General features: G+C 55.7%; 22 protein-coding genes. 4 read left to right on the top strand and 18 right to left on the bottom strand.

All coding sequences use genetic code 11. From position 1 onward, the window contains the following. The first annotated feature begins 297 nt into the window (after positions 1–297). Entirely contained in the window at positions 298–3,096 is a 2,799-nt protein-coding gene (locus tag NQU42_RS06455; RefSeq protein WP_296610012.1) for a DEAD/DEAH box helicase, read from the top strand. A 241-nt stretch (positions 3,097–3,337) separates the two neighbouring features. On the opposite strand, the gene ftsY is transcribed toward NQU42_RS06455, so the two are convergent. The 15 genes from ftsY to NQU42_RS06530 form a co-directional block, all read right to left on the bottom strand. Continuing rightward, on the bottom strand, positions 3,338–4,453 hold the full coding sequence (ftsY, locus tag NQU42_RS06460) for a signal recognition particle-docking protein FtsY (RefSeq protein ID WP_296610013.1): 1,116 nt from the start codon (positions 4,451–4,453) through the stop codon (positions 3,338–3,340). After that, positions 4,443–4,904 carry a prefoldin subunit alpha gene (gene pfdA / locus NQU42_RS06465; RefSeq protein WP_296610015.1) on the bottom strand — a complete coding sequence of 154 codons (462 nt, stop codon included), beginning with the start codon at positions 4,902–4,904 and terminating at the stop codon, positions 4,443–4,445. Before pfdA ends, ftsY begins: the two co-directional genes overlap by 11 nt. Further along, positions 4,894–5,085: a 50S ribosomal protein L18Ae gene (gene rpl18a / locus NQU42_RS06470; RefSeq protein WP_296610016.1), complete on the bottom strand. Its 192-nt coding sequence runs from the start codon at positions 5,083–5,085 to the stop codon at positions 4,894–4,896. The genes pfdA and rpl18a overlap by 11 nt, the downstream gene beginning before the upstream one ends. A 5-nt stretch (positions 5,086–5,090) precedes the next feature. Continuing rightward, entirely contained in the window at positions 5,091–5,756 is a 666-nt protein-coding gene (locus NQU42_RS06475; RefSeq protein WP_296610017.1) for a translation initiation factor IF-6, read from the bottom strand. Further along, positions 5,746–6,009 (bottom strand): 50S ribosomal protein L31e, encoded by a 264-nt coding sequence (locus NQU42_RS06480; RefSeq protein ID WP_296610019.1) that lies wholly within the window; start codon positions 6,007–6,009, stop codon positions 5,746–5,748. Before NQU42_RS06480 ends, NQU42_RS06475 begins: the two co-directional genes overlap by 11 nt. A gap of 6 nt (positions 6,010–6,015) precedes the next feature. Then, positions 6,016–6,165: a 50S ribosomal protein L39e gene (locus NQU42_RS06485; protein WP_296610020.1), complete on the bottom strand. Its 150-nt coding sequence runs from the start codon at positions 6,163–6,165 to the stop codon at positions 6,016–6,018. After that, positions 6,162–6,761, bottom strand: a complete 600-nt coding sequence (locus tag NQU42_RS06490) for a 7-cyano-7-deazaguanine synthase (protein WP_296610022.1) — start codon at positions 6,759–6,761, stop codon at positions 6,162–6,164. The genes NQU42_RS06485 and NQU42_RS06490 overlap by 4 nt, the downstream gene beginning before the upstream one ends. A 2-nt stretch (positions 6,762–6,763) precedes the next feature. Next, positions 6,764–7,102 carry a DNA-binding protein gene (locus NQU42_RS06495; RefSeq protein WP_296610023.1) on the bottom strand — a complete coding sequence of 113 codons (339 nt, stop codon included), beginning with the start codon at positions 7,100–7,102 and terminating at the stop codon, positions 6,764–6,766. Between the two features lie 3 nt (positions 7,103–7,105). After that, a complete protein-coding gene (locus NQU42_RS06500; RefSeq protein WP_348531376.1) occupies positions 7,106–7,555 on the bottom strand; it encodes a 30S ribosomal protein S19e in 450 nt (149 codons plus the stop codon). A gap of 139 nt (positions 7,556–7,694) precedes the next feature. Then, a complete protein-coding gene (locus NQU42_RS06505; protein WP_296610026.1) occupies positions 7,695–8,573 on the bottom strand; it encodes a CoB--CoM heterodisulfide reductase iron-sulfur subunit B family protein in 879 nt (292 codons plus the stop codon). Next, positions 8,533–9,057: a 4Fe-4S dicluster domain-containing protein gene (locus tag NQU42_RS06510; RefSeq protein WP_296610028.1), complete on the bottom strand. Its 525-nt coding sequence runs from the start codon at positions 9,055–9,057 to the stop codon at positions 8,533–8,535. The genes NQU42_RS06505 and NQU42_RS06510 overlap by 41 nt, the downstream gene beginning before the upstream one ends. Continuing rightward, positions 9,057–10,346: a 4Fe-4S binding protein gene (locus NQU42_RS06515; protein WP_296610030.1), complete on the bottom strand. Its 1,290-nt coding sequence runs from the start codon at positions 10,344–10,346 to the stop codon at positions 9,057–9,059. The genes NQU42_RS06510 and NQU42_RS06515 overlap by 1 nt, the downstream gene beginning before the upstream one ends. Positions 10,347–10,348: 2 nt before the next feature. After that, positions 10,349–12,730 (bottom strand): CoB-CoM heterodisulfide reductase HdrA2, encoded by a 2,382-nt coding sequence (gene hdrA2, locus NQU42_RS06520; RefSeq protein ID WP_296610046.1) that lies wholly within the window; start codon positions 12,728–12,730, stop codon positions 10,349–10,351. Between the two features lie 134 nt (positions 12,731–12,864). Next, on the bottom strand, positions 12,865–13,365 hold the full coding sequence (locus NQU42_RS06525; RefSeq protein ID WP_296610032.1) for a hypothetical protein: 501 nt from the start codon (positions 13,363–13,365) through the stop codon (positions 12,865–12,867). A 189-nt stretch (positions 13,366–13,554) separates the two neighbouring features. Continuing rightward, complete coding sequence (locus NQU42_RS06530) at positions 13,555–13,854, bottom strand: ribonuclease P (protein WP_296610034.1); 300 nt, start codon at positions 13,852–13,854, stop codon at positions 13,555–13,557. Between the two features lie 51 nt (positions 13,855–13,905). Here NQU42_RS06530 and NQU42_RS06535 point away from each other — a divergent pair, with 51 nt between their 5' ends. Further along, complete coding sequence (locus tag NQU42_RS06535) at positions 13,906–14,154, top strand: hypothetical protein (protein ID WP_296610036.1); 249 nt, start codon at positions 13,906–13,908, stop codon at positions 14,152–14,154. A gap of 55 nt (positions 14,155–14,209) precedes the next feature. Here the strand turns inward: NQU42_RS06535 and NQU42_RS06540 are convergent, their stop codons facing one another. Continuing rightward, the gene (locus tag NQU42_RS06540) at positions 14,210–14,743 is read right to left on the bottom strand and encodes an XTP/dITP diphosphatase (protein ID WP_296610037.1); all 534 of its coding nucleotides are present in this window, start codon (positions 14,741–14,743) and stop codon (positions 14,210–14,212) included. Between the two features lie 31 nt (positions 14,744–14,774). Here NQU42_RS06540 and NQU42_RS06545 point away from each other — a divergent pair, with 31 nt between their 5' ends. Beyond that, positions 14,775–15,509, top strand: coding sequence for an SAM-dependent methyltransferase (locus tag NQU42_RS06545; protein ID WP_296610039.1), 735 nt, complete (start codon positions 14,775–14,777; stop codon positions 15,507–15,509). A gap of 97 nt (positions 15,510–15,606) precedes the next feature. Here the strand turns inward: NQU42_RS06545 and NQU42_RS06550 are convergent, their stop codons facing one another. Both NQU42_RS06550 and NQU42_RS06555 read right to left on the bottom strand, forming a co-directional pair. Further along, entirely contained in the window at positions 15,607–16,470 is an 864-nt protein-coding gene (locus NQU42_RS06550; RefSeq protein WP_296610041.1) for an ion transporter, read from the bottom strand. A gap of 13 nt (positions 16,471–16,483) precedes the next feature. Continuing rightward, positions 16,484–17,197: a queuosine precursor transporter gene (locus NQU42_RS06555; RefSeq protein WP_296610043.1), complete on the bottom strand. Its 714-nt coding sequence runs from the start codon at positions 17,195–17,197 to the stop codon at positions 16,484–16,486. Positions 17,198–17,429: 232 nt separating this feature from the next. Here NQU42_RS06555 and NQU42_RS06560 point away from each other — a divergent pair. Then, positions 17,430–18,061: flavodoxin family protein (locus tag NQU42_RS06560; RefSeq protein WP_296610045.1), on the top strand; the 632-nt coding region annotated here is incomplete at its 3' end.

An 18,061-nucleotide genomic window follows, 5' to 3' on the forward strand; every position in this document is an offset into this window, starting at 1 on the left:
TGTTGAATAATTAAGAGCTCTAAGGTCGAAAGCTATCGATTTTTACTAGAATTGCAATTCGTATGAATCCAGCCTCTACTATCGGATTCTCAAACATTATTCAACACAGCAGATTCTGCTGCAATCGATAGCTAAGGGCGGGGTATTCCACGAGCCTGGACATATTGAGCGCTGCGGATTTCAATGATACACACAACCTGCGTCTGAACCAAATGATGTGTACACGACCCAGAAGGGAAGGAGACACATTCGCAACGCAACGAATATATTCGCTGGCCACTTAAAATCGATACCATTGTGAATGTCTTCGACCAGCTGAACCCCACGATAAGGGAGAACCTCAAGAGCATGGGCTTTTCCGAGCCGACTCTGCCGCAGAGGATGGCGATACCTGAGATCCTGGCCGGGAACAACGTTCTTCTCATAGCACCAACAGGATCTGGAAAGACAGAGGCGGCGGTACTTCCTGTTCTCCACAGGATCATGGAGATCGACGATCGGGGAATCAAGGCCCTCTACATAACCCCGTTGCGAGCCCTCAACAGGGACATGCTTAGACGCCTGGAGGAATGGAGCGGTGCGCTGGGAGTGAAGATCGCGGTAAGGCATGGGGATACGACGAAGGGGGAGCGCGCCAGCCAGAGCAGATCGCCTCCAGACCTCCTGATAACAACCCCTGAAACCCTCCAGGTTATGCTGACCGGAAAGAGGCTCAGATCGAACCTCAAGAGCGTCAGGGTGGTGATCGTGGATGAGATTCACGAACTGGCATCATCGAAGAGAGGCTCGCAGCTTGCTGTCCTCCTTGAGCGGCTTGTGGAGGTCGCGGGCGAGATCCAGAGGATAGGTCTCTCAGCCACAGTCGGCTCCCCTGATGAGGTCGCAGGGCTTCTCGCCGGCATCTCCAGGGACTGCAGAATCCTCAGGGCTGATGTGGAGAGGTTCGTGGATTTCAGGGTCATGGCGCCCCGTCCGGGGCGGGGCGATCACGCGCTAGCAGGCCAGCTTGGATGCGAGCCGTCGCTTGCAGCTCATATTTCGTGCATAAGAGATCTTGTGAGATCGAGAAAGAGCCTGATCTTCGTCAACACCCGACAGGCTGCAGAGGTTCTCGGATACAGGCTGAAGATGTTAGGAGAGCCTATAGGGGTCCACCACGGGAGCTTATCTCGAGAGGCCAGAATGGAGGCTGAGGAGGCATTCAAGCGCGGGGATCTTCGCGGCCTGATATGCACATCCTCGATGGAGCTTGGCATCGATATCGGTGATGTGGATCATGTGATCCAGTACAGCTCGCCCAGGGACGTCTCCAGGCTCATACAGCGTGTTGGCAGATCAGGCCACGGCATAGGCAGGGTCTCCTCTGGCACCATACTGGCGACATGCCCTGACGACATCGCCGAGGCATGCGCCATCGCCAGGAGGGCATCAGCCGGCGAGCTCGAGGAGGTCAGGATACACGAGAAGCCCCTGGATGTCCTGGCGAACCAGCTGGTCGGCCTCTCCCTGGACTTCGGGGAGATAGGGATCGAGAGGGCATTTGAGATAATCAGAAGATCCTATCCTTTCAGGGATCTCGGCATGGATGAGATGCTCAGCGTGCTGGATATACTCAGGGGGAACAGGCTGTGCACGGTCGAAGATGGAAGAATAAAAAGAAGGCGCAGGGGCTGGGAGTACTACTTCGAGAATTTATCGATGATACCTGATGAGAAGCGCTACAACGTCTACGATATGGTATCAAGGCGCCAGATTGGCACGCTCGATGAGGCCTTCGTTGTGAGCTTCGCCAGTCCTGGAGCGACGTTCGTCACCCGTGGAGAGATATGGGAGATCGTCGAGGTAGAGGATGATACTATAAAGGTCGTGCCGATCAAGAGGAGCGGGGAGATCCCGAGCTGGAGCGGGGAGGAGATCCCTGTGCCGTATGATGTGGCGCAGGAGGTCGGAAAGATAAGATCACATCTGGCAAGAGATCTCGAGGAGGGCGGCGAGGAGGATGCGATACGCTGGCTACTCTCACGATATCCTGTGGACAGAGAGGCCGGCGAACAGCTCGTCGATCAGATAAAGCATCAGATGCGTGCAGGCTGCGCTGTGCCTGATGATAGAACGGTGACGATCGAGTCAGATGGCTCTTTTGTGGTGATAAACGCATGCATCGGCCACAGAGCTAACGATGCGCTTGGAAGGGCGATAACCGCGATACTCTCGACACGCTTCGGATCGAGCGTCGCCATGGAGATAGATCCGTACAGGATACAGCTGACTCTGCCGAAGAGGATGATGGCAGAGGAGCTGCTGAACCTCATCAGCGATCTGAGCTCCTCTCAGATGAAGGTGATCCTGGAGCTGAGCCTGAAGAACACCACTCTTTTCAGATGGAAGATGGTGCACGTGGCCAGGAAGTTCGGCTCGCTCTCGAAGGAGATAGATTACGAGAGGGTATCTCTGGTCAGGGTGCTGGGGGTCTTCGAGAACACGCCTATGTACAGAGAGGCGATCCGTGAGATCTACCAGGAGCGCCTGGATGTCTGTACAGCAGGTAACGTCCTTGATCGCATGAGATCCGGCGATATTCAGGTGATCACAGGCGATCTGAGCCCTATCGGATCCTCCGGCAGGGGTGGGGGCCATGACCTGATCGCTCCTGAGCATGCAGATGCAGCTGTTATAGAGCTCCTCAAGAACAGAATTCTCCACGACAGGGTGCTTCTGTTCTGCGTCAGCTGCAAGAGATGGAAATCGCTGAGAGAGGTTGGCAGGGTGCCGGATCGGCCTGAGTGTCCGCTCTGCGGCTCGAGAATGATAGCAGCTCTGAAGCCCTGGGAGGATGAGGAGATAAAGATCGTCAGGATGCCGGAGGATAAGAAGGGAGCTGAGGAGAAGAGGCGCACAAAGAGGGTTTACAGGAACGCGAACCTGGTTCTGAGCTACGGGAAGACCGCTGCCATCGCCCTCGCAAGCAGGGGTCTCGGCCCTGAGACCGCGGCTAGAGTCATAAAGAAGATGCACTCTGATGAGCTTGAGTTCTACAGGGACATACTAAGGGCTGAGAGGGAGTATGCCCGGACGAAGAGATTCTGGGGAGATTGAGGCCGTTCTGCTGATGCGCTGCAACATTACACCATCATAAACTGCACAAGCGATCGCCGATGCAGCCGCTGGGTTCCAGAATGAAGGCATCGCACATATCTCAACCGCCTCCGCAGTGGCATACCGCCAGAAATGCGCGTCACGTACGGTCTGGGAGATGTAAAGCCACAAAGCCCCCGTATTTAAGTAAACAGATAAAAGTGATGCGTTCCAGCTGCTGGAGGATGTGGAACCCTTCTTATCAATCGCCCAGCAGCCGCTCGACGAGCCACTCTGGATCGAACTTCACTAGGTCCGGGTAGTCCTGGCCCACGCCCAGAAATATGATCGGCTTTCCTGTGACATGGGCGATCGATATAGCGGATCCGCCCTTTGCATCCGCATCTGTCTTTGTCAGTATCGTGCCTGTGATCGGAACTGACTCGTTGAAGAGCCTGGCCCTCTCGACCGCGTCGTTGCCAGCGATCGCCTCATCGACGAATATGAGCATGTCAGGCTTTGTAACCCTCACAATCTTTTTCATTTGATCCATGAGGTTTATGTTTGTGTGAAGCCTGCCAGCAGTATCTGCGAGAACAACATCCTTCTTATGGGCCTTGGCATACTCGATGGCATCGAATATGACAGCTGCCGGATCCCCGCCGGTCTTGTGCTTTATGACCTTCAGATCCAGACGCTGCCCGTGGATCTCGAGCTGCTCTATCGCCCCCGCCCTGAAGGTGTCGCCGGCTGCAAGTACCACAGAGTAGCCGCGATCTTTCAGGTACCTGGCGACCTTCGCTATGCTGGTGGTCTTGCCTGTGCCGTTGACCCCCACGAAGAGGATCTTCACCGGCTTTGGGGCGTTTTTTATGAACTCATCGAAGTCGAAGACGTTCTTCGAGAGGACTTTGAGAAGCGCTGAGCGGAGAGCCGTCTCAACAAGATCTCCTGTATCAGAGCCGATCTTCTTTCTGCTCCCTACTAGCGAGCTCTTCACGGAGCTCACGATCTCCTCTGCGACAGGCAGCGCCACATCGCTCTCCAGGAGCGCCATCTCCAGACCCCACAGAGGCTCCTCGAGATCTTTCTCGTCGAGAATTACCTCCCTCTCGAAGATCAGGGATCTGGCCTTATCCACGATTGATATCCTGGTAGGCTGGACTGCCTCAACCTGTGTCGCCCCTGCGATGCCTGATCTGTTCTCAGATGGCGTTTTTACAGGAAGCTCCGCCGACGCCGGTCTGATCTCCTTTTGAGCGGCCGCCGGCTCTGATCTGTTCCCTATTATCGGTATGCTTCCAGCAGCCTTCTCCAGGATCCTGTTTGTTATCGACTCCTTGAAGCCCGAGAGCTTCTCCTTGAGCTTATTGAACAAACCCTTCGCTCCCACCCTGCTTCTGCAGCTCTCTCTCCAGTCTTTCAAGCGCAGCCTGGATTCTGGCCATCTCCTGCTCGATCTTCGCCAGCGCCTCGTTTATCTTCTTGGAGCTCTCAGAGATGGCGCTCCTTCTGGCCCTGAGCATCTCCATCGCCTCGCCAGCTGGCTTCTCTATGGAGACCCCACCGCCAACGTTCACAACGACCTTGTCGGTCGAGGAGAGCTTTGCGTAGGCGAATGAGCCGGAGCCGATCGGAACGAGCATCTCCTGCCCCTCAGCCGCCTTGGAGAGGGATCCTATGGCGCTTATCGCCTTGTCCAACCCCTCTGCGGTCATCTGTATGAGGCCCAGCTCTCTCACGAGGGATTCTGCCTCCGCCTGGTACTGCTGGTATGCAACTATGAGCTGGCGCGCCTGGTTCTCAGGCGACTGTGGCTTACCACTCACCAGCCCTCACCTCATCGATCCTGATCAGGTTGCGCTTCAGGCCATGCTTGCTTCCCATCAGAGAGTAGGCCCACTCCACTGCCAGTCTCTCATTAGGGCACTCCAGAACCTTGGTGAACTTCTGCCAGACATTTCCGATGAAGCTGGCCTTGTAACGCCCTGTTACTATATACTTACCCATATCCATCACTCCAGAAATCCGAGAGCATCCTCGATCCTGCCAAGCTCAGGCCCGGTGGTCTCCAGGCCTGCCATATAGCCCTTTGTGTTGGCCAGAAGCCCAGAGCCGACGAGCGGGGATCCGAAGTTTACCGTGCCGACATCGACAGGAAGGCCGAAGAGATCCTCGAGCACGCTTATCTCATCTGCAGATATCCTGGGATGTGCCAGGATGCCCCTGTTCGTCGCCACGGCCGTCATTCCCACTGTCTTCAGCCCGCCTATGGTGCCTCTGCGCACAACGACACCGAGCGTCTCGGAGATGACCTCACATGCGCTGTCGCTGAGACCCGGATGGACGAGTGCAGCATTGTCATTTGCCAGTATGACATTCCCCGCAGCGGTTATCTTCCCCGGCAGCCTTGCAACCCTGCCATGCTCCTCAAGCACCCTGATCTCATCGTCTGTTGCATATCTCGTCACCACGAAGCCCTCAGAGTTCGCGCATATCAGAGAGCCGAGCACAGAGCTGCAGCCGATCACGGTGACCACTGGCTCCACATCCAGGCCTGCGCTGAGCATCTCCACGCTCCGCTCGCTCGCCTCCGGCGGCACCAGCACGAGAGACTCGGTGCATCTGGCAAAGACGCCCAGGAGGGAGCTTCCGGCGACCTGTGTGCGCCTATCTGGCACCTGCGAGCTCCGCCTCAACTCTGCCATCGTCGAACTTTACCGCCTTCACCCTGATCCTGCAGGGGGGCTTCTCGTTGCTCCTGGCCCAGATCATCTCGTTCAAACTGTTGTCGATGCTGATCTTATCCAGCGGGGCCTTCATGTGCCTGGAGAGATAGCTCTTCAGCTCTGAAACCGCCCTTTTCGCCCTTCTCCACCTCGGCACCCGCTTGACATGCCTAAGTGGAACTGTGTATATCTGCTCAACCTCCATAAACGCTCACTCCAACGAGCTCCTTCTCCAGTGGCGCCTCTTCGGGTGCGATACAACCCTGCGCTTCGTCTTCATTATGACCCAGAGAGGCACCCTCTGGTTCTGCTTAAAAGCCTTGGCAAGCCGTATCTTCTTCGGCTTCATCTTCTTGCTCAAAACAACTTCCTCCGAACAACTCTGGAATGCGTGTGATTCGCGGGAAATATCCTCTCGACCTCGCTCTGGCCATACCGCTCTGCAAGGGCGTATCTCAGCCCGACCTCGAAATCGGACGCTGGATACCTGTCGCTCGGCAGCACCTCAAACTCGAGGTATTTGCTGGCCATCTCGTTTATCGCCTTCCAGCCCCAGCCGGCGAGCGGCCTGATATAGTGCATCCTGTGCCTGTCCTCGAGGCTCCTTATCGAGCTTGCGGTCATGACCGGCGCTCTGTCATCCCTGCGCGTGCCATCTGCAACATACTCGCAGCTCTCCGCCAGGACTTCGACAGCGCACATGTGGACGTAGTTCAGCGCATTGTTCGGGTACCCATCCCTCCGGAGCATCTCGAGGCCCCTCTCCAGAACCTCCGCGTCCAGTATCTCAACCCTATGCGGATGGCCTATGGCCTTGGCTGCCCTTGCAGCCACCTCCCATGCGCTGTCATGCCCGAAGCTGAACGTCACAAGCTCGATCTCGTCGAAGAACGGCTCGAGCAGTATCGCAGTCAGCCCGCTATCCTTCCCGCCGCTGAACAGAGTGGTGACCTTCATCCTCAGATCCGCCGGATGTTGATATCCCGCTTCTTCGGCTGGGCCTGCTTCAGTATGGCCTTCAGCTGCTCGTCTGTTATCGCTGATCTTATGCGTCCGCTCTGGGCGAGCATGATAAGCTGGGCCTCTATCTGAGCTACAAACTCAGGCCTAGTCATGCGGATGCTGCTGAGTCTCTCTCTGGCCTCGGGCGTCAGTATGGCCCTGAGTATCGCCTGCTTCTTGGCCTCTAGCTCCTGCTGCATCTGCTCCTGCTGAGCTGCATAAAGCTGGGACTCCAGCTGCCGTCTCTGCAGCTCCTCAAGCCTCTTGCGTCTCAGATCTGCCAGCTCATCGTCCATATCTCAATACCTCGCCAGTTCGGGTATCTTCTCCACCAGCCTCATCTTGACCCTGTGGGCTATGTCATCCAGAAACGCCTGCCCCTCGGGTGTGATATGTCTCCCGTCCTTCTGCTTCTTGACGTATCCGGCCTTTTCCAGCTGCTGTAGCGCCTCTCTTATAACAGAGCCGCTTCCCTTGACCGACCTGCCTGTGGCCACCCGGTTCTTGGTCTTCCCACCGTAGTGCGTTCTCAGTCTGGACACGCCCACTGGCCCGTCGACATAGACATGGCGGAGTACCGATGCGCATCTCACGTACCACCAGTCAGCATTGCTGGGTGGCATCTCCGTATGCACTCCAGTCTTCACGTACGCGGCCCATGCAGGCGGCGTGATCTTGCCGCTCGCCTTCAGCTCCTCAGCAACCGCGTTTATCAGATCTGCTGGAGGCACATCATAAACAGTTGTCAAATCCTTCAATCCTCCACGATGATAAGGAACGGACCAGGAAACTTAAAAACAAAACAAGTATAAATGCTTTTTCCGTAGGCCGCTGGCCTCCGGATGGGCGGTCACCGCAAAGCCCGCAGAATCCGTTGATGTCGGATCCTTATTCCTTTGCTATGCTCTGATACACCTTTTCGAGGAGCGGCAGTGGAGATACGCTGTTCATCTCCAGCGCAAGATCTTCAGGACCTAAACCGAGGGCTATTCCGACGAGCTGTGTGACGTACAGCACCGGCATCCTGAGATCCAAACCATATCGCTTTTCGATAGCGCCCTGCTTCGCGTCGAGCATGAGGTGGCAGAGCGGGCAAACCGCCATGATCGCATCCGCTCCACTCCGCTTCGCGCTTTTGATTATATGGTATGTGCTCTCGAGAGCCGCCTCCTCTCTCGGCATGAATATCGGGCCGCCACAGCAGAGCATCTTGAGCGGGGACTCAACAGGCTCTGCACCCAAACCTCTGACGAGATCCTCCAGTATCCTCGGATGCTCAGGGCTGTCTATCCCGCTGCCGGGTCTTGTGAGAAGACAGCCGTAATAGGGCGATACTTTGATGCCGTTGAGCTTTATGGGGATCTCTCTCCCCTTAAGGGCCTCTGAGAGCATCTCCACAACATGCATCACCCTCGCGCCAGCGTATTTTCTCTCAAGAACTGAATTGACGCGCGCGCGCATGCCATTATCCTCCAGGCGAAGAATCGCTGTGCGAAGGTTGCTGTAGCAGATGGAGCATGTGGTCATTACGGGCAGCGTGCTCTGGGTCAGATTTCTGGCCGCAAGGCCAACTGCGAGGGCTTCGCTTGGCACATGAGTGGCTCCGCAGCAGCTCCAGTCTTCCAGCTCGATCAGCTCGATACCCAGCGCCTTTGCGACGGATCTCGTGGAGATGTCATACTCGCGTCCGGTCGCCCTCGAGACGCAGCCAGGGTAGTATGCGATCTCAGTCATTCTCCAGCCCCTCGAAGATGCGCCGAACCTCATCCATGCCCTTCACAGTCCCAGGATCTAGGGAGACCTTGCCCTTTGTGATAAGCTCTATCCCCATCTCCATTATCGGAACCGTTGCATCCGGATTCCTGAGAGCGTATGCAGCAGAGAGAAGGACCTCAGATATCCGGCCTTTATTCCTGATCTGATCCATGAAGATCCTCTCGAAAGCCTCGTCTCTGTTTCTGAGACCCTCACGCTCGTAGATCTGCCTGAGCGCAGATACCACCGCCTTCGGCCTTATCCCTCTCGGGCACCTTACTGTGCAGAGAAGACAGGAGGTGCAGAGCCATATCGAGTCGCTCGACAGCGCCTCGTCTCTCCGCCCCTCGAGAACCAGACGGATCAGCCTTCTTATGCTGTTATCCATGAGGTGTGCGGTCGAGCAGCTCGATGAGCATGTGCCGCACTGAATGCAGGTCCTGATCTCGTCGCCTGCGAGCCGTATGACCTCATCAGTGAATGCAGCGTCGTCCATCAGGACTCCTCCTGAGCGATCCTGGATGCGATCTTTCTCCTCGCCTCCTCAACAGGCGCCCTCTCCCAGAGGTACCTGACCTTCGGCTTCCTCATCGCCACATCTATTCTCGCTAGAGCCTCATCTATCCTTCTGAGAAGCTCAGGATCGCGTTCAGGGACCTTTATCTTCGGCGGCGGTGGTCTCTCGAGTGCCGGAGGCGCCAGAGTTCCTGAGACATCGTATCTTCTCTTCTCTCCCGTCAGTATCGCATTTATCGCGTCCCGCCACTCCGATGCCCATGGAGTCTCCTTTATCGGGGTGTGGGAGACCTTCGTCCTGGCCACATCTATTCCGAAGAGGTGGCATGCGTTGGAGCATGCCCCGCAGAGTATGCACTGATCCTCGACAACTCCAATCCTGCCCTGATCATCGACATACCAGCAGTCGGTGGGGCAGACGTTGAAGCAGCCGTGGCATCCCACGGGATCGCATTTCACCAGGCGATCGCTTACGAGTCTGATCTCGCCCTCGAACGGCTTCACGACATCCATAGCATCGTACGGGCACACAATGGCACATCTGCCGCAGCCGATGCACCTCTCTTGGTCTACCTCTATGCTCCCTTTGAGATCAAGAGTTGCCTTGAGGGGCTCGCCCTTTACAGCTATCGCCTCCTCAGGGCATATGCCCACACAGAGCCCGCAGTAGTCGCAGAGATCCTCATCTACGAGGAGCTGCTCGTACGGCCTGAGATCTCTCGGATCGAGATCTTTTTCGAGAAGCACAAATGCCTTGCAGAAACGGGCGCATATCCCGCAGAGGTTGCACTTCTCTTTATCGACAGAGATCTCCCCCTCAATTCCCTCTCGGAGCGGCCCGAAGTCATCTCTGGTTCTGTTGAATACAACTGTTATCGCCTCTGTCGGGCAGACCGGCTCGCACAACGTGCATGGCAGGCACCTCTCGTTCGGCTCTGCTTTCCTTAAAAGACGCGGGTACCGGTCATCGCTCTTGATGTCCACGCCGTTTACTGTGAATCTGTATGCGTTGACGGGACAGAAGTTCGCGCACATCCCGCAGAAGACGCATGCATCCAGATCTATGAGCACAGGCGGAGCGTCAAGCCCTGTCGCTATCTCCAGGAGCGGGCCGGGCTGGAGGGCCTTAGTCGGGCAGAGGGAGATGCATATCCCGCATCCATTGCAGGTCTTGTAATCGTAATCGAGGATCTTTGTGATATCCCCGCTCCTCTGCCTGCATATTATGTGTGAGCCCTCAACATCCATATCCTTCTCTATCTCGAGCATGCTCAATCCTTCCCAGAGGGCAGTGCGGCCACAAGCTCTGTTCCGACAGGCCCCAGATCCTTGAGCTCGTCGACGAACTCCTCGATCTTTCTCGCAAGGATATCGCCCTCACTGGCCGCACACCATGCGATCTTCAATCTTCTCGGATCGATCCCGATCTCCCTGAGCAGCCCCTTGAGGACCTCCACACGCTGGAGCGCGTGCAGATTTCCGCTCACGTAATGGCATTCCCCTATGCGACAGCCTGCTATCAGAACGCCGTCGGCGCCGCGCCTCAGCGCCTCGAGCACGAAGCTCGGATCCACCCTGCCTGCGCACATCACTCTTATTATGCGGATGTTCGTCGGGTACTGGATTCTGGAGGTGCCTGCGAGATCCGCTCCGGCGTAGCTGCACCAGTTGCACAGAAAGCCAACTATGAAGGGATACTCGCCCTTTACAGCAGTTGCAGCCCTGATCTGGGCGAGTATCTGCTCATCCGAGAAGAGACGCATCTCGATCGCATCCACTGGGCATGCTGCAGCACACGTGCCGCAACCCTTGCACCTGGCCTCATCCACAAAGGCGGTATCCTTCACGCTTATCGCCCTGCTCGGGCAGGTATCGACGCAGAGCTTGCAGCCGATGCATTTCTCCCTGTCCACAAACGCGACCGTAGGGTCGAGCTCGATCTCGCCCTTGAAGAGCAGCTGCATAGCCTTCGAGGCTGCTGCACTTCCCTGGGCTATCGATACCTGTATCTCCTTCGGACCGGATGCGCAGCCTGCGATGAAGACTCCATCGATATGCGCCTCCACAGGCCGCATCTTCGGATGTGCTATCTCGAAGAACCTGTCAGGCCTTCTCGATAAACCCAGGAGGCTGCCAACGACCTCTGCATCCCTGTTCGCCTCAAGACCTGTGGACAATACGACGAGATCGTATCTCTTCATGAGGGTCTTCCCCAGAAGCGTGTCCTCGTAGTGGACGTAGAGACCGTCCTCACCCTCCTCAACGGAGGAGACACGCCCTCGGATGAACCTGATGCCGAGCCGCTGAGCCCTGATGTAGAACTCCTCGTATCCCTCGCCCCCGGCCCTGATGTCTATGTAGTGTATCGCGACATCTGCGTCCGGGTATCTCTCCTTGATGAGCTGCGCGTTCTTGAGGGAGGACATGCAGCATATCCTGGAGCAGTACGGGTTCCCGACGGTCTGGTCCCTGGAACCCACGCACTGTATGAAGGCTATCGATTTTGCGATCTCGCCTGTGGACGGCCTCACTATATCGCCTCTTGTGGGTCCTGCCGCGTTCAGCATTCTCTCTATCTGAAGCGTGGTCACGACATCTCTGTATCTTCCAAAGCCGTACTCCTCCTTCCGGGATGCATCGAATGGCTGCCATCCTGTGGCTACGATTATCGCGCCGACATCGAGCTTGAACTCCTCCGCTTGCTGATCATATTTGACCGCGTCCGCAGGGCACGCCTCTGCGCAGAGACCGCAGCCTATGCATGCGTTTGTGTCTATGCATGCAACAAGAGGCACAGACTGCGGGATCGCCATGTAAATCGCCTTCCTCTTACCCAGACCAAAATCGTATTCGTTCGGAACCTCGACAGGGCATGCGCCGGAGCACTCGTTTATGCAGCCCTTGCACAGGCTCGGATCGACGTATCGCGGCTTCGTGACCCCCGTCACCCTGAAGTGTCCCACAGTCCCCTCGATCGCCAGTATCTCAGAGTATGTCATCAGCTTTATCATCGGGTTTGCGTAGACCTCGGCCATCTTCGGAGCAAGGACGCAGATGGAGCAATCGTTTGTTGGAAATACATCTGTTAGAAGGGCCATGTAGCCGCCTATGGTTGGCCTGCGCTCAACCAGGTACACCCTGAGGCCAGCATTCGCAAGGTCGAGCGCAGCAGAAATCCCAGCGACACCTCCGCCTATCACAAGCACGTCTCTGCTCACAGGCACGCTCTCTGTCTCAAGCGGTCTCAGCAGAGCCGCCTTGGCGACGGCCATCGCTATGAGATCCTTCGCCTTCTGGGTCGCCAGCGCCGGCGAGTCCATGTGAACCCAGGAGCACTGCTCCCTGATGTTCGCCATCTCAAGCATGTACTGATTGAGGCCCGCCTCCGTTATTGTCCTCCGGAAAGTGGGCTCGTGAAGCCGCGGAGAGCATGCCGCGACGACGACGGCATCGAGCTTGTGCTCTGCTACATCGCTCTTGATTGTGTTCTGGCCCGCATCAGAACACGTGAACTGTATGTCGCGGGCCACAACCACATTCGGGAGCGTCTCTGCAAATCGCCTCAGCTCCTCGACATCCAGTGTCGCGGCTATATTGAGCCCACAGTGGCAGATGTAAACCCCAATCCTTGGAGTCCTTCCCGACTGATCCATCATGACCTCCTGACCGTGGGGAAAATTGATGATCCAGAGGATTTAGCATTCATCCATATCCGGGTTCACCTGATCAAGCATATAGATAGCGGTGCAGATCAAAAGATACCGTTGGATATAACCGAACGCCCCGCTCAAGTCCTGGCAGCCGATTGTGCATATTCGTCCAGCTTGGATCGTATAAACTCGCCTGTTATCGCAGTCCCCCTGCATGTGCCGAGATTTATGTTTATGAGCATCCCCACAACCGCGCCGTCCTGAAATACAGGGGTGCCGCTGTCTCCAGGGCCTGGCAGGTTCCCTGGCTGGAGCACGACATAAGCTATGCTCCACGAGGCGTCTGTTATCCTGCAGCCCATGCGCCTGGCGCTGTTGATCAGCTCCGCATCCCCAAGTCTTGGCTTTGCAAGCCTGGTGGGCTCGCATGGCCCGAGAACGAGAAAGAAGGCGATGTCTGCATCGCTGCAGTAATGAACGACCTTGGGGCGGTGAGAGCCAATCCTCAGCACATCCGTCCCGGAGTATCGGAATATGTGGGCTGGAGCCACCCCGAGGTATCCCCCACGGTAGGGGTAGAACGCCGAGACCACCCCGCCGGATCTGCCGGATATGAACTGATCGCCGGCCCTGAGCATGATCAAGACCCTCTTTAGGTTCTTCAGATCTCCGGTCTCGGCGGCAGGCCTACTGCTCCCAGAGCTGGCGCACCTGTTTCACTCAGATCCAACTGTGACCCTGCAGGTGGCGGGATCCCCTGTACCGGGAGCAGATGATCGGAGGCCGCGATCCATGAAGACACGTTTCTTTGATCCCGCTACCGGAACCTACCTGTATCTCATCCTTGAGATGTGACCGCATCGCATGCATTTTATCACAAGAATGCCATCTCTCAGACGTACCATTCGCTGCGCGGGTGAGAGATACCCCCTGCAGTTCTTGCAGAACATGCGTTTCATCTCTCTGGTCGGCCTGACTCTGAGACGCATCCCGATTTTCAGAGCCAGCTCGACATACCTGTCGCTCCTCTCTGGATGCGTTCCTGCATTGGCCCTGGCCAGCTCGAAGAGCCTCTCCATGCGCTGCCGTGCGATATCCTTCAGTACATGAGCCTGCCGCCTCTTCACATCTGACCAGGGGATGATTTGATATAAAAGCTATTTCCAGTGAAGATCGTGATGAAGCGAGTCTCTGTTTGGATAGAGCCAGAGATGCTGGAGTACATAAGATCCAAAAAGACGGATCTCCGGATAGCAACGACCTGCGAGGGGCCTCTGATCTTCTCCATAAAAACAAGCCCCCCGAAGGATACGGATTTCTACATGGAGGTCGAGGGGAAGAAGATCTACATCTCCGCGGTCCAGGCCCCGCTGATAAAATCGATAGACAGGAGGATGCTCCCGCGCTGCGCTCTCGAGAGGAGATAGCTAGGAACTCCTCGTTTGAGGATATGGCGTGATCCGCGTAGATCCGGGTCTCAGATCACCGGCTCTCAAGCCATCTCTTCAGCGCTTTCATGGACCTCCCTCTGTGCGAGATCATGTTCTTCTCCTCCAGCTCCATCTCCGCAAGAGTCCTGCCATCGACCTCGAATATCGGATCGTAGCCGAACCCGCCAGTGCCACGCTCCTCGAACCCGATCCTTCCATGGAGCTCTCCTTTAAACAGAACTGGCTCCATCCCCGGAGCCGAGAATCCCACGACAGATCTGAAGGATGCTGCGCGATTCTCAATCCCTTCCATGAGTTTAAGTATGCCACTGTTCCCTATCGTCCTCTGGACGTAAGCTGAATAGACCCCGGGGAAGCCATTCAGAGCTTCGATGAACAGTCCCGCATCCTCTATGATGAACGCTGAGTCAAGCCTGGAGGAGAGCTCCCTCATTCCAAAAAGCACAACCTCCTCCAGCGTATCAGCCTGGATCTCTGTGTAACCCAGATCTGCCTGGACGAGATCCTCTATTAAGCTCTGCGCCTCGACGAACTTTCCCCTGTTGCTGGTAACAAAACGAATCATGGGTACCATCCATCAGTATTTTATCTCACAGGTGGAGGCAGTGAGGATGCGGCTCGATATCTACCTTGTGGAGATCGCGGGATCCAGATCTAAGGCTGTGCACCTGATCAAGAGCGGGAAGGTCATGGTGAACGGCGCTGTGTGCAGGAAGCAATCATACAGGGTGAAGCCCACTGACAGAATCGAGATCGTGGAGGGATTCAGGTATGTCAGCAGGGGAGGCTACAAGATAGAGGCCCTGTTCCAGGGGAGACTGGAGGAGATCAGGGGGCTGAGCATCCTGGATGTGGGATGCTCTGCAGGCGGCTTCTCCGACTTCTTCCTTCAGCACGGTGCGGCCAGGGTTCTGGGGATCGATATCGCAGAGGAGTGCGTGGACCCTTCGATACTCAACAATCCCAGGTTCAGTTTCACCGGCGGGGTCGATGCGAGATCTTCCGAGGAGCTCGTAAAGCATCTCGGCGATGAACGGTTCGACCTGATATCGGTGGATGTGAGCAATGTTTCTCTCAGAGAGGTCCTCCCAAATCTGATCCAATTTTTAAAGAGCGATGGAAGAATTGTGGCGCTCTTCAAGCCGCCGTATGAGATCGAGGGCGGCCACAGAGATGAGGACATCGAGAGGGCGAGGAGCAGCTTCGAGAGGTGGCTCGAGCCTGGGTTCGAGGTGATTCATTCATGCCCCTCTCCGATACGGGGAGGACCGAAGAACAGGGGCGTCGTCGAGTATCTGTATCTGCTGCGACCTAGAGTTGAAATCGGATAGCTGCATTTATATGCATCCGGTCAAACTCGATTGAGTTCAACAGCATGCGGACTCATTGTTACTGCTCTGATCCATGCCACAACTGAATGTGAGGATCCTATTGATCAGTTTCCTGGGAGACAGCTGATTCCTCCAGCGGGCTGCCGCACATCCTGCAGTACCTCGCATCTTCCTCGTGCCACTCCTGACCGCATCCACTGCAGGTGTACCTCTTACGTGGGGCAGAGATCCACTCTCTGAAGATCCTGCTCACCTGTATGGGTATCAGAATTATGCCAGATATGATCATCATCAGCGTGACGAGCCGACCGGCTCCGGATACAGGGACGATATCACCGAAGCCGACGGTTGCGACCGCAATCACTGTGAAGTAGAACGCATCGCCGAAGTTATTGACATCAGGATTAACAGGACTCTCGGCAAAGTAGAAGAGACCGGAATATATGAAAAATATTATTATTACAGTTGCGACAAGCCTTGCGACGTTCAGCATCTTCAGGCTGATTATGCCGAAGAGGAGATGGTCCTCGGCTATGAACCTGAGAAACCTGAAGATCCTGAATACGGTTATGATTCTTATGGTCTGGATGAAGCGCAGATCAGCGTATACTCCAAAGAGAGGAAGAACCAGGAGTATGAGAGTCGGCATTATGGCGACAAGATCTATCATGCTGTATGTGTCCTTGATGTAACTCCAGCGATCTGGCGCGCCGTAGAACCTGAGAAGATACTCGATCACGAAGATGAATATGATAGCAACCTCGAGCCTCCAGAGCATCAATGAGACGCTGGGCGGGAGCGGATACGTCTCGATGACGAAGAGCGCAACAACCATGATGTTCAGAGCGATGATGGCGATATCTATGGCCCTGCCCAGGGGCGTCTGGAAGTCTATCATGTAAAACTGTATCGTCTCCCTCAGGCTCCTGTTGCCTGGGCATTTATCAGGTTTTTCTGACATGCATATCGATATGTTATGAGGGTGTGTGGATTGCATCCTGTGGCTGGTTCCTGTAAAGGATCCACCTGTTCATGTACATGAAGGGTATATCGATAAGAGCCACGAGCCATTTGGTTATCGTGATGCCGATGATCAGGGGAACCACAGGCATGACCCCGTAGAATGCGATTGTTATGAAGAGCGTTGAGTCGATCAGCATTGCCGGTATCGAACTCAACGCGTTCCTCGCCCAGAGATGGCGCCCTCCTGTCTTGGACTTGAACCATGCAAAGACCACTGCGTCGAGGTTCTCGCTCACCATGAATGCGATCCACGAGGCCAGGACGATCCTCGGCACCTGCTCCAGAAGAACCTCGATCGCATCCTGGTGGTGAAAGAACGGCGCTGGCGGAAGCTCCACAACTAGCCATGAGAAGAGCGAGATCATTATCTGGGAGATAAACGCTATGCTGATCATCCTTCTGGTCTCCTGGAGCCCGAACCTCTCGTTCACCACGTCTGTGAGCAGAAACGTCACGCTGAATACTATCACCACGGCAGGGGCGTAGAATGTTCCTACAATGAGATCAAATTCAGCTGTCTTGGCTGCAGCTATGTTCGAGAATATGCCGAATGCCACATAGATGCCCATGAGCATATCATATCTCCCAAACCTGCGGGCATACCACGACCCGAGGATCGTGAATGAGCTCACAAGCCCGATCCAGAGCAGCAGCAGTGCGAACATATCATACGATCGTCCTTAGAGCCGGAACGTGCAACGTGCCGGTAGTTTCCCCCAGGCGCAACATCAATGCAGGTGTGAAACCGCGCTTTCAGGGAACTGATCCGCTCATCGCGGAAGCATGCCAGAGCTGTTCGGTGTAGATGTTCTGGCATTTTATGATCGTGCCAAAAGTTGATATGCCTGTCGGTTACATTCGTCTGCGATACAGATCTCTGTTTCTAAGGTGGTGGGCATGAAGATACTTGGCATAAACTCCAGCCCAAGAGGGGAGAGGAGCCAGACCCTGAGGCTCGTCAGGGCGGCGGTGGATGGCGCCAGATCAGAGGGAGCCGAGGTCGAGCTGATAGATGTCTGCAAGCTCCGAATAGAGTACTGCAACGCATGTGGAGTCTGCTATGCAAAGGGCGAGTGCACGCACAAGGATGATTTCAAGGAGGTATACAAAAAGCTCCTCGAGTGCGATGGTTTTGTGATCGGCTCGCCGAACTACTTCAGGAGCGTGACGGCCCAGCTCAAGACGCTCATAGACAGAATGGCGGATGCGGTCCACTGCCAGCTCCTCCTGGGCAAGTACGGATGTGCTGTGGCCACAGCCGGCGGCCAGGCATATGATGAGGTTCTGGATTACCTGAGCAGGATAATAGTTGGATTCGGTGCGTCCTACGTCGGTGGCGCAGGTGGGGCGCCGGCAATACCTGGATCTATGGATGCGGCTGAGAAGAAAGCGCGCGATCTCGGAGTGGACCTGGTGCGCGCCATATCTGAGAAAAGAAGATATCCCGAGCAGGACAGGGTTCACGATGAGATGAGATCCAGGTTTAAGGCCCTCGTGAGCATGAACAGGGACATATGGAAACATGAGTA

Origin of the sequence: Methanothrix sp. (assembly GCF_024518575.1) — an archaeon.
Taxonomy (GTDB): Archaea; Halobacteriota; Methanosarcinia; order Methanotrichales; family Methanotrichaceae; genus Methanothrix_B.